Here is a 13,423-nt window from a genome sequence, read left to right as displayed (position 1 = left end):
ACATTTTATTTATTATATTTTGATATGATCCAAAACAAAGGCTGCATTATTGCAGCCTTTGTTATATCTGAACCTTCGTCTTTCCTAAATGCATTTCACCACTTGAAAACTCGCTCCGTGCATCTAAAAACCTCGCCCCTAAACCCTGCCCTTTAGATTATTTCCATACTGTAACAATCTTTTGTTAATTTGGGCTATTGTTGTTTTTGGTGTAATTATCAATAATACATCCATCGAGACGCAGACAGCGTTGGTAAACAACTATAAAGATAAGGTTACACAACTCATGAAAACAGTTATTAAAGTAATTATCGCAACCGCTATTATCGCCACTTCTTACACAGCATCTGCACGTGATGGCGCATTCACAGGTAACGTTAGTTTCGATAACCAAGCAAATAATGCTGTTGTTGCTTATCACTATGCTGTAAACGGTACCGCCGATAAATCACACTCAGGCATTGTGGTGACTAACCCAAACAACCATATGAGCTTTAATGAAAAACTATTATCTGCAGCTGACAAGTAATCGTAAATATCTTCAAAAAACGGATGTAATAAGTAACACCCTGAAAATAATTTCATTACCCAATGATCCCTTAAAGCCTTGAACTTTGTTTAAGGGTTTTTGTTACCTAAATGACGTCTACTAGACTATTTAAAGAATAAAAAATGACAGAAAATATTACCGTTGAAGTTAGTAATTACAGAAATACGCCCAAAAAAGTTTCAATAAAAGCATGTTGCGATAAAGATAAAAACCTTTCTGGTACAGTGATCATTCCATTAGAGAAATATGAATCAGTTGGGTTAATTCAATCTTTGACTCAAGGTATGAATAATAATAATCAAATTATTAATGATAGGTGTAAAGCATTGCTTAACTACATTGCCTCTGGAGCAACAATTCGCATGAATTGCTATGCCAAGTAAAACTAAAAACAAATAACCAAGCTGATAATGCTATCTGCCTCATTACTGCAACGGTTTTATTCACGCTATTCAACGCTGGGTGCATTACCGATCTTTAACCAATATTATTGAAGTGAAGATTTAGCGGTTTCAACTATGTCGTTTATTGTATCTTTAAATAGATCTTGAGTATCTTTACCAACCATGAAATAAATATTTAATGAGATCAATCGACTATTACTCATTTCTTTAATATTTACTTCAACTAAATCACCTGATTTTAGGTGGTTTCTCATATACTCTTCAGGCATGGCTGCCCAGCCATTATATTTTAATAGTTCACACAACAGATCATTATTACTCACTATTTGCATTTTTGGCGACACTTTAGCAAAACCTATATTCATACTAAAAAAATTCTCAGTAATATATTGCGTTTCGTTTTGTAAATGATGGATTGTCACTTCAGTATCGTGGTGATGTGATTTTTTTGACATCAATAATGGCGAGTTTTTTCCAGCATAACATTTTAAGTGTAGCGAACCTAAAGTTACCCAGGTCATCTCAGCTTCCGGAAACAACATACCTCTGTCTGGCATTATGGCTAAATCTGCTTCGCCATCTTGTAACATGATCAATGCTTCTTGACGCGTTCTATGTAACCAATTAATCGTTAAATGCGAGTACGTCGATTTGATTTTTTGCTCAATGTTACACATTAAAATTAAAGGCACAATCACATCATGTACAATATTGATGGTATGTACCTCTTGTTCAAATAACGCCTGACTATAACAATGTAAATCTCTATTTTGTTTCTCAACTACCTTGGCATGAAAATAGAGTTGATGAGCTTTATCGCTCGGAACTGCTTTACGCCCATCAATAACAAACAATGAATAACCTACCGTGTCTTCATATGTAATAACGAGTTCTCTCACTGTAGTGCGAGATTTACCTAATAGCTTTGCTGCTGCGCTATATGAACCTTGCTCATAAACCATAATAAAAGCATTTAGCTGTTCTAATGTATGCATACTAAATAAGTCCCCTCGTTATTGAACGTATTACCCTATCAAACCTGTCTTTATTGTAAAGGCGGTAAAAGTAAAAATAAGCGACGCATTTAATAATGTGAATCACTATTTTATCTTGAGAGGAAAATATGAAAATAAACGTAATGAACAAAACAAAGTATTTCCCGCTTATTGTTGCGCTCACTTCCAGCTTTGCTTTTGCAAGTTCTGATTTAATTTTGATTAACAGTGATATTGTCCCTGTAACGGGCGAACAGCATCGTGCTCAAGCAATGGCAATTAAAGATGGTCAAATTATTGCGGTTGGTTCTAATAAAGACGTACTTCAGTATCAAGGAAAAACGACACAAGTACGCGATCTTTATGGTAAAACAGTCACGCCTGGGTTTATTGATGCACATGGCCATTTTGCTCAATATATTCCATTGATTGAAAGTGAGTTCTTATATCCAGCCCCTATAGGAGACGTCAATTCATTTGATGATCTGAAGCATAAAATGCAGCGTTATTTTTCCCAACCAAATATAGATAACAATATTTTACATGTGGCGTTTGGCTATGATGATGCGGAATTGGCCGAAAAGCGTCATCCGACTAAGCAAGAATTAGATAAATTTACTCAAGGTTATCGTTTCTGTGCTGTACATATTTCTGGGCATTTGGCGAGCTGTAATAGTGATGGTTTAGCTTTTATCGGCTTTAACAACGACACACCTAATCCTAGTGGTGGCGTTATTCGTCGTGATGCTAATGGCGAAATGAATGGTGTACTTGAAGAGGCTGCGATTTATCCGATTCTTAGTAGCCTTCCTGCTATCTCTGAAGTCGACGCTATTCGTAAATTTACCAAGGTACAAGATATGTTTGCCAGCTATGGCATAACCACAGCGCAAGAAGGCTTAGCAACACTTTCAACCATCACTACTTTAAAAAAAATGGCTGAAAATGATCTCTTAAAGATTGATATGCTCGCTTATGCCAAGTGGGTTAATTTAGCAGAAGCGATTGAAGTACTACCGATGAAAAGTAGTGTTAACGGCTTCACTCTTGCTGGTGTAAAAATGGTTGGAGATGGTTCTCCGCAAGGTAAAACAGCTTATCTTTCTTCACCGTATTATGAAGCACCACATAATCATGCTTATGATTATCATGGTTATCCAGTATTAACCCAGCAAGAGATGAATCAGTGGGTTGATACAGCTTATCAAGCTGGAGCACAAATCCTCAGCCACAGTAATGGCGATGCGTCAGCTGATATTTTACTAAATGCAATCGAGAAAGCTGATGCCAAATACGGTAAACAAGATCGTCGTACTGTTGTGATTCATGCTCAAACCACACGTTTAGATCAAATCAAACGAATGAAAAAGAATGAAATGATCCCATCATTTTTCCCTGCCCATACTTATTTTTGGGGAGATTACCATCGAGATTCCGTTTTGGGACCATGGCGAGCATCAAATATTTCACCAATGGGATGGGCTAATTCTCAAGAACTCCCCTTTACCATTCATATGGATGCACCAGTATTGTTTCCTGACATGATGACAAATATGTGGTCTGCAGTGAATCGTATAACACGCAGTGGAGAGGTTCTGGGACAGCATCATCGAATTACAGCCTATCAAGCGCTAGAATCTATCACCAAAAATGCAGCCTACCAGAATTTTGAAGAACAACAAAAAGGCACGATAGAAGTTGGTAAACGTGCCGATTTAGTGATTCTTGATAACAACCCGCTTAATGTTGATGTCATGGCAATTAAGGATATTAATGTATTGGAAACAATAAAGGATGGCAAAACGATTTATCGTAAAAGTGCTATTTTAGCAACAAACTAAATAGCCACTCTAAAACATTAATCTATGGGCCAAAAGACTCTGTTTTTTTCGCTGCTTAATTAAGCTGAAAGTTTACAACATAAAATGTTTGCAGTTGTCATAACGAAAGAAAACACCAACTGTGGAGACAGAACGATGAAGTGTAAGCGAAGGAATAAATGGAATAAAGGAGGACTGCCTCGTAAGCCAATTGTTCAGGATTGACTTAACGAGGCATAAGATTTTCGTAGCCAAATGAATTTATTCTCAATCATTGGCTTAAACAATAGTTGTTGTTTTGTTTTGTGGGTTTGACCTCATTATTACTATTTTTCGTAAAAAAAAAGCTAATCCTACTTGCATAGAATTAGCTTTTAATCATTGTTAATCAATAACTAACAAGATTGTAATTGCGCTTTATTTGACCATTGAAGACAAATATTTATCACAGTGTAAGAACTTATTTCATCGTTGGCTTTTTATTAGTCATCACGAAATGTAGTTCACCGCCAGCACGAATTTCATCATGCGCAAAAGTTAAGTGAGTATTAAGTGGTTTACCGTTAATAGTTACCGATTCAACATAAAGATTATCAGGGCTATTATTTTCAGCCGTGATAGTAAATTGACCACCATCAATATCAAATTTCACTTCATCAAATAATGGTCGTCCAATGGTATAGATTGGCTCACCTGGGTTGACTTGATAAAAACCTAACGCGCCCATAATGTACCAAGCTGACATTTGACCAACGTCTTCATTGCCAATTAAACCCGCTTTGGTTGGATGGAAAAACTCCTTCATTGCTTGATCAACGTACTCTTGGGTTTTCCATGGCTCGGCAGTCCAGTTATACAGGTATGGCACATGATGATCAGGCTCATTACCCATAATAAACTGACCAATATAACCAGTCATATCCCCTTGTGAGGTATCAGCTTTATCGTTGGCGGTAAATAATGCATCTAAGTTCTGCAAGAAGCTCGCTTCACCACCCATGGTCTGTTTTAAGCCCGCAATATCATGTGGGGCAAACCAGCTCCATTGCCAGGTATTACCTTCAGTGAAATCTTGACCACGATGCTCGGCACGATAAGGCCAGAAAATATCAAACGATGTGGCATCATTAATATTACAGCCATCAGGCAGTGGCGAAATCGGATCGCCTTGACCATTAATGGCACATGATGGATAGTTATTTACCCATGAACCATCATGATTTTTAGGGCGCATAAATCCAGTCGCACCATATTTGCCATACTCAGCTTTATTAAGATCAAAGTAAGGCTTATAAGCTTGTGAACGCGCCATATAACGGTCATATTGCGCTTCATTACCGGCTAACTTAGCGATTTGAGCAATACACCAATCGTAATACGCATTTTCTAAACCATATGACACCGATTCATTGACTAACTCATCATATTTATCTTGGGCAACGCCACCATCTTGCGGCTGTTTTTTAGCATCGGCAGGTACATAACCGTGTTGCTCGGCATATTCACCATGACGGGTCATGACCGTAAAGCGTTTATCACCATTCCATGCGTCTTTATAAGGTACCCAATCTTGGGTAATAGTAAGATCAAAGTTCGCTGACACATCAGCGGCTTTAAGCGCTAATTCAAAGTCTTGCTGACTAAAGGCATCTGGGTATTTAACCATTACATCGGCAATGACCGATACTGCCGGATAGCCCACCATTTCACCGGTGTAGTCAGAATGTAATTCCCACTTCGGTAATACTCCACCTGTTTTAAATTTATTCATTAAATCATGGGCATATTCAATAGCGCGATCTTTATCAATAATGGTTTTAAGGGGGTGCGCAGCGCGGAAAGTATCCCACATTGAATAGACTGAATAGTTAGTAAAATCCGCATTGGCTTGATGAACTTTACCATCCATACCTCGGTATTTACCATCGACATCTTGGTACAAAAATGGTGCGACATAGGTACGATATAATGAGGTATAGAACATAGTTTTATCGGCTTGAGTTCCACCTTTAATGGTAAATTTATTAAGAATATTCGCCCATTGTTGTTGGTTATCTGCTACAACATCATCAAAATCATAGCCATTAGTGTCAGCATGTAAGTTTGCCATCGCACCATCAATACCAGTGCCTGAAATTGCAATTTTTACCGTGATCGGTTGCTCACCTTCACCAAAGTTTAAATGGGTCACTACATCACGAACACGATCACGCTTATCGCCATAACCTTGATAATCAGCTAAGCCGACTTCTGTTGCCGTGGTTGGCTTTTCATCAACATAGGCCATGTGGCCACTGAATGGTTCTGAAAATTCAGCATAAAAATAAACAGTTTGCCACTGACCCCATTCATTACTGGTACGGGCTCCCGCTATCGCATTATCAGCGACTTTTTTATAGTAGATACTGCGTGAATGGTTACCATATTGTTCTAGTAGTTCATGCTGTAAGTCGATCTTCACTTTACGATCTTTTCCTTCAGGAAAACTATAGCGATGAAAGGCAACCCTATCGGTGGCGGTTAACTCTGCTTTTACTTTAGTTTCAATCAAATCAACTGCGTAATAGCCCACTTTTGAGACTTCAGTCTGCTTGTCCATGGTAACGGCTGTTGAATGAAAATCGGTATAAGGCAGAAAAGCAAAGTCATTGAGATCGCCTTTACCCGCACCGGAGATATGGGTAGTACTAAAACCAGATAATTGATTTAAATAATGATGATAATCAGAAGGTGAACCTTTGCCGCCCCAATTATTAGGATTCCAGTTATCAGGACTTGGCTGGATCATACCTTCAGGCGTTACTGGACTTGGATTAACGTTGCCTAAACCATCAGTGCCGATCAAAGGATCAACATATTTTAATACTGCCAATGTTGGCTGCAGATCATCTTTACTGGTTGACGATCCTGATCCATTGTCATTATTACATCCACTCAGACCTATTGAGAGTGCGATGGCTGCTGCAACTATTGACGGTTTAAACATCGTATATCCATCCTTTTATGTATTACATCACTTAATTATCAAAGCGATAGTAATAGTATTAAAACAATCTCATTTATTAGGTAGATATTATTTATTCGCGCTTGAATAATAATAATCACCGTATTGTGGCTATATTATTAAGAATAAAAAAACACTGAGATATAGGATAAATTACGCATTCACTGCATATTTGTAGCGGTTATAAATCGTTGGAACTAAGCTCCCATTGTTATATTTAGATATTTTGACTCAATATCACTATTTATTATTTATTATTTATTATTTATTATTTATTATTTATTAGACTGTTTAATTAATTCGACTATTTTTAAATAAAAAATCCCACAACAAAAGTCATGGGATTTATATTAACTATATGAGCTAGTTAAGTTACTTCACACCAAAATATAATAACAAATAACGTTACTATGCTTTTGCTGCGTGTTTATCTAAATATTCTAAAACAAGTTTACGATCAGCGGCACTTAACCCTGCTCGAGGGAACATACTTTGGGTGATCCCAGCCCATTGAGCACGCGTATGTGCTGCTGGGTTCGGTGCTGCGTGACACATAGTACAACTAGCATAGAAAATTTCTTGACCACGGCTAATCTTTGGCGCTGCTTTACCCGCATTAGCTTTATGCAATAAGGCAATACGACCATCAATGTTCAAATCAACCATTGGCAAAATAGAACCATCATTAGGCCCTGTAGGTTGTTCTATCATTGGCGGCTCATAAGCTTTATTAGGTGAGCATGGATTAGTACATTTTTTATAATACGCTAAACAGGTATTCGCACTGGTACCTTGGCTTAGTCCACCACATGATTGATCTGATGTCAGAATATTAATCTGGCCACTATTACAACGGCCTAATTTATCTAACTGTAACCATGCGCCTTCATGGAGACAAGCAACACCGCGACGAACTTCTTTTGATAATTTAGCACCACAAAGTAGTGCGCCACGTTCATTATGTAATTCAACAAGATCGCCATCAACAATACCTTGATCATGCGCATCTTGTTCGTTAATCAACAAATACTGACGACCGTCAACACACTCATAACTATTGGTATCGGCATTTGCCATTTGTGAGTGTAAGCGCATCCATGGATGTGGGCTCAGAATATGTAATTGACCTTTTTTAGCATTACCTAAAAATTCAAACGGCTGCATATATGTCGGTACAGGTGGGCAATCGTCAAGCTTCATTTTAGCGATAGATTCGCTGTACAGCTCAATTTTACCGGATGGCGTATGTAATGGGTATTTCTCTGGATCATCATAAAATGCACCATGACGTTGCCAGTAATCGGCTTTCTCTGGGGTTGGCATTACGGTGACACCATCTTTCCAGAACTCATCAAATGGTTTGATTTTCGCGGCAGTAGATGATTCATATGCTGTTTTCAGCAACGTCATCATATCTTTACCGGTGGTGAACTTATCTTCTACATGGAAGATTTTGGCTAAACGACGGAAAATTTCAAAGTCATCTAAGCTTTCACCATAAGGTTCAATCACTTGCTGCATAGCATAAACTTTATTATTGCTATACGTACCGCCAGAAGTAATATCAATCCGCTCTAATGCACTGGTTGCGGGTAAAACAATATCGGCAAATCGAGCTGACGCACACCACCATGTATCCTGACAAACATAAGTCTCAACTTTGTCATTCATTGCTTTAATCAAAGCATTGAGGTTTTGTTGGTGTGAGAACAAGTTATTACCTGAGTTATATACCATAGATATATCAGGGAACTTCAATGTTTGACCATTATAAGTAAATGACTTACCAGGGTTACGTAGCATTTCAGCTTGCAGAACAACCGGACAACCCGCAGAAACAGGGTTAAAACCTTGACCTAATGTTACAGGTAGTGATGCACCTGATTGTGGCATACCGCCGTTACCATAGTGCCAACTAAAACCAAAGCCTTCACCAGCCTTACCAATTTTACCCGCCATAGCGGCAAAGTTAATAATGGACCAGTGGATCATCTCGCCGTGATCGGCACGTTGAACCGCCCAACCAGCAGCAATTTGAGTTTTTTTCGTTTTAAATAATACTGCTAGCTTTTTAATTTCATCAGCTGAAATACCAGTGATTTTAGCCGCCCACTCAGGAGTTTTCGCTACGCCATCTTGTTTACCTAATAAGTAATCAAGATATTTTTCATAACCAACAGTATATTTTTTCAAATATTCAAGATCAGCTAATTTTTGATCTTGTAAATGGAAAGCCATTGCATTAAATAACGCAGTGTCAGTACCTGGAATAATTGATACCCACTCACTGTCTAAATTACGATCTGTCGTGGTTCGTTTAGGGTTAATTGAAATAAACTTAATCCCTTTTTGTTTCCACTTCAGCCAATGGCTTTGCATTTGATGATCAGCTACACGAAACTCAACTCGGTTGGTTTTCCAAGGATCGCTGCCAACTAAAACAAATACTTCGGTGTTTTCTTCAATAACAGGCCACGCTGTTTGAGGTGAATATACTTCCATATCACCGACAATATGCGGCAGAATAACGGTTGAAGCACCTGCTGAATAGTCACCAATAGTGGTACTACAACCACCGATTAAATTAAAGAAACGTCCTTGAACAACAGGTGGGCGTAATAAACCCGTATTTGACCAACCATCATAAGATGAGTCAAAAATACCTTGGTTACCTTTATTTTCAATGGTATGCAGAATAGCACTGGCTGTTAATTGTAATGCCGTATCCCAACTTACTCTAACAAACGGCTCTTTACCGCGTAATTCAGGTTTAGTATCACCACCTAAATTTTCTAAATATGATTTACGTACCATTGGATATTGAATGCGTGTTTTATTATAAGTTCGGCTTAATAAGCCTTCTAATAACATTTCAGTTGGCTGTGGATCAAGTTCTTTACGAGGTTGAATACCGACTAATTTACCGTCTTTTACTACACCATAGAAAGGTCCCCAGTGGCTTGCACTAGGAATTAAAATTGTATCATCAGCAAATGCAAAGTTTGCGGGGAATAATGTTAAACCATTTGCAGCAATAGCGGTGCCGATAGCAGATTTTAAAAAGTTACGACGAGAAATAGGCATAATATCTCCAATTGCCATTTATATTCTAAGCGCCTTGAAAATAATGATATTCAACGTATTTAACGTAACACTTACTGGTGACAATAAATTACTTACAGCCAGTGGTATTTATTAACAATACATAATCTATCAAATATTCTTAATAGCTTTATTTTTCTATTTATACATATAGATATTTTATTAATATTACGCCTTATTTCACTTTAAAATAAATCTTAATATAACAAACACTGATTCTATAAATGACTTCATAAACAATACAATGTTTGATATCGATTATGATTTGAATATAAAAAACACAAAAAAAATCCTACGATGTTTACCGTAGGATTTTTAGAATAGTAATTTCAATTAATGCTTATGTTTTATTATTAATTATCGCGCACCAGCAGGTAACGAATCAGCATGCAGGAACTCACCAATGCCAGTATCTGGTGGCACTGAGTCTGCAGCCGATCCCCACAGTTTATTTGGCGTATCACCCATTGTGAATACCAAATCACCACCGTACATTATCTCATCATGGGTTAAGTAAGTGCGGTTAAACGCTTTACCATTAAAGGTCGCATTTTGAATGAATATATTGTCGCGACTGACGTTCTTTGCAGTAACGTTAAACGATTGCCCATTACCGACATCAATCGACGCAGTTTCAAACATTGGCGTACCAATCTCATAGATACTGCCCGCATTCACAGGGTAGAAACCAAGAGCACGGAATACAAACCATGAAGAAAGGGTACCAAAGTCATCATTACCACAAATACCATCGGCGGTGTTGTCGTAACAAACGTTAGTCGATGCCGCAATCGCTGCTTGAGTCTTCCATGGTTGACCAACATAGTTATATAAATACGGTACATGAAGATCGGGTTCGTTACCTTGAACATGTTGACCAACGTTACCGGTGTTAAACACTGGGAATTGGTTATCACCTGCATTACGATCAGGGTAAGTTGACCAGTATTCATCTAAACGCGCAGCAAATAATGCACCATCTTTAGCGTCTGGGTTAGATTTAAGATCAACTTGGGTCATCAGATCTTTTAGACCATGCATATCATGTTGCACGCTAAAGAAGTATTGCCAACCATTTGACTCTGAGAACGCCCAATTAAACATATCAGGACGCCAGTCTTTACCCGTATTTCCACCAGTGACAGGATCAGTCCAGTTCTTATCAATAAATTGACCTTTATAATCTCGAGCTTTAAACCAACCTTTCCACGGTGTATTCGGCTCACCACCAAAATCGAACTGTGCTTGCCAGTTATTAGAACGGTCAGCAAATTCAGTGTAACGTGGATCATCTTCACCAAACACCAAGGCAATGGATTTAGCGATCATCCAATCATTCATTGAATATTCAAGTGAGTATGAGGCTGTCCATGAGTCTTTAAACGGTGAGTGCTTACCGTAAGAGTCCGTTTCTGCATCATGTAGTTGTGCTGGCACCCAGCCATTTTTTTCATATTCTTTTATCCACGAAACAGCTGAGCCACTACGTGCATCTGTCACCATCGCATTGATCAAACGCGCTTTAATGTCATCTTGCTCTAATTGACTAAAGCCAAGCTCAGTCATACGCGCATCAAGAATGCCTTTTTCCAGTACATCATAAATAACCGGAGTTGAATGCATCCCCATCATCATGCCGGTTTCGTTACCTTTAAATGTCCATTCAGGTAGACGACCTTTACGTGGTTGACCTGCATTACCTTCTGCATCCAACGGCGTAAATTCTTCTTCTGCGTACGACAACATCGACAACACCACATCAGCTAATGAATTTGGGGTCAAAATAGAAGCGAGTGGTTGCACGTTACGGTATGTATCCCACAGTGAGAAAGTGTCATAACGAGTAAAGTCGGCCTTGCCATCGTTGTTAGCATCAGCTAAACGAATATCATCGACTAAAGGTGCTTCTTGACCCCACGATGGACGGCCATTTGGATAAGCATTACGACCTTGGAAAGCACGGTAATATTTACCGTCAAGATCTGAGTGAGTGGTTTGACCTAAGAATGCATGGTACATCGCAGTATAGAAAGTTTGCTTATAGGCTTCATCGCCTTCAACTTTTACTTTACCTAATAACGCTTCCCACTCCTTGGTAGCATCTAAACGTACTTGATCAAAGTTTTTATTTGCCACTTCAGTCAAATTCAAGAATGCACCACTTAATGGTGCTTTATTAGTGCCATCGTTACCAATCGCGGTACTTGATAGTGCTAACTTTGCTTCAACGGTTAAGCCTTGTTTTTCGGTATCAAATTCAACATAAGCGCGCGCATATTGATATTTACCAAACACATCACGATCATTAACAGCATCATAGGTTTGAGAGCCATTAATTGAGCCTATTTCAGTAAAATCAGCCGGCGCATTAACGTATTTTTTAGTCTCTTTGTCGTAATAAGCAAAACGGACATTTTTAATCGGTTGATCAAATTCCATCACAAAATATTCTTTCTGAGATGCAGCCCAACCATCAGATAATCGATGACCAATCAAACGGTTATTTTCTTTATCCCAACGAATAAACGAGTCTGAAGTATAATCCCAGTTAAGTTTAAAACCGGTGTTAACAATAATTTCTGATTGTTGGTCACGCGGGAACGTATAACGATGGACACCAACACGATCGGAAGCGGTTAACTCAGCAGTAATATCATAATCAAGTAAATCAACTTTATAATAACCCGCCGTTGCTTGCTCATCTTTATGTTTAAAATGCGAGGCTTCTAAGTTAAGCGTGGCGGAGCCTTCGTTGATCATAAAATCAGAGCGCGAGTTAATCGGCATCACTAAAATGTCATTTAAATCACCCGCACCCGCCCCGGAAAGATGAGTATGAGAGAAACCACTGGTACGGGCATCGTGATAATAATAACCAGAGATATATTCCCAACCATTAGAGCCGTTATTAGGCGATAATTGCACCATACCATTGGGTGTAGTTGCACCAGGGTAAGTATTACCTAAATTACCAGTACCAATAAAAGGGTTAACATAACGGGTAACATCCATGCCCGATAAATCAACAGGAATATGTACACCCATGTCAATGACAGGCTTTTCGGTACTAGGTTTATCATCGCAATCTTCATCACCAGTTGGAGGACAGACAGGCTTATCCCCTTCATCAACCGGCGGCAACGTATCACCACTATTAGGGTGAGTAACCGTAATATTATTGGTTTCTTCATCACAGCCCGTTAAGCCAAATGTGGCGGTAATAACGGCCATTGCAAGTAGGGTACGTTTGAATTTCATTTCAAATCCTTTTGTTATCGATTTAATTGATGTTCACAGTCAGAGTTATCATTCATGACCACGAACATAATTTGAACGTTATTCTTAAATGATATTCTGTATCGTTATTGACGAGCATTATTAAAAATAAATATCGATGGAGATATAGGATTAATTACGCATTCACTGCATATTTGTAGCTGTTATAAATAGCTGGAACGAAGCTCCCACTGCTATATGGGAATATTTTGGCTCAATATCACAGTTTATAATTATTAAATTATCGAACACTATAAAAGTTGAGTATTTAA

General features: G+C 38.4%; 7 protein-coding genes. 3 read left to right on the top strand and 4 right to left on the bottom strand.

The genetic code is table 11. The features are described from left to right. The first annotated feature begins 286 nt into the window (after positions 1-286). Together BTN98_RS12265 and BTN98_RS12260 are read left to right on the top strand one after the other, a co-directional pair. Positions 287-529: a hypothetical protein gene (locus tag BTN98_RS12265; protein ID WP_060996864.1), complete on the top strand. Its 243-nt coding sequence runs from the start codon at positions 287-289 to the stop codon at positions 527-529. A gap of 143 nt (positions 530-672) precedes the next feature. Further along, entirely contained in the window at positions 673-933 is a 261-nt protein-coding gene (locus tag BTN98_RS12260; protein WP_060996863.1) for a hypothetical protein, read from the top strand. A 104-nt stretch (positions 934-1,037) separates the two neighbouring features. Here the strand turns inward: BTN98_RS12260 and BTN98_RS12255 are convergent, their stop codons facing one another. Then, the gene (locus BTN98_RS12255) at positions 1,038-1,949 is read right to left on the bottom strand and encodes a LysR family transcriptional regulator (protein WP_060996862.1); all 912 of its coding nucleotides are present in this window, start codon (positions 1,947-1,949) and stop codon (positions 1,038-1,040) included. 128 nt (positions 1,950-2,077) lie between these two features. Here BTN98_RS12255 and BTN98_RS12250 point away from each other — a divergent pair, with 128 nt between their 5' ends. Continuing rightward, entirely contained in the window at positions 2,078-3,790 is a 1,713-nt protein-coding gene (locus BTN98_RS12250) for an amidohydrolase (protein ID WP_412779393.1), read from the top strand. A 439-nt stretch (positions 3,791-4,229) separates the two neighbouring features. Here the strand turns inward: BTN98_RS12250 and BTN98_RS12245 are convergent, their stop codons facing one another. From BTN98_RS12245 to BTN98_RS12235, 3 genes are all read right to left on the bottom strand, one after another. Continuing rightward, positions 4,230-6,755 (bottom strand): GH92 family glycosyl hydrolase, encoded by a 2,526-nt coding sequence (locus tag BTN98_RS12245; RefSeq protein ID WP_060996860.1) that lies wholly within the window; start codon positions 6,753-6,755, stop codon positions 4,230-4,232. 426 nt (positions 6,756-7,181) lie between these two features. Continuing rightward, a complete protein-coding gene (locus BTN98_RS12240; RefSeq protein ID WP_060996942.1) occupies positions 7,182-9,857 on the bottom strand; it encodes a molybdopterin-dependent oxidoreductase in 2,676 nt (891 codons plus the stop codon). Between the two features lie 375 nt (positions 9,858-10,232). Beyond that, positions 10,233-13,133, bottom strand: a complete 2,901-nt coding sequence (locus tag BTN98_RS12235) for a GH92 family glycosyl hydrolase (protein ID WP_060996859.1) — start codon at positions 13,131-13,133, stop codon at positions 10,233-10,235. Positions 13,134-13,423 lie beyond the last annotated feature (290 nt).

Origin of the sequence: Photobacterium aquimaris (assembly GCF_002954455.1) — a bacterium.
In the GTDB taxonomy this organism is placed as follows: Bacteria; Pseudomonadota; Gammaproteobacteria; order Enterobacterales; family Vibrionaceae; genus Photobacterium; species Photobacterium aquimaris.
The sequence above is the reverse complement of the archived record's forward strand: the minus strand, read 5'-3'. Positions and strand labels throughout refer to the sequence as shown.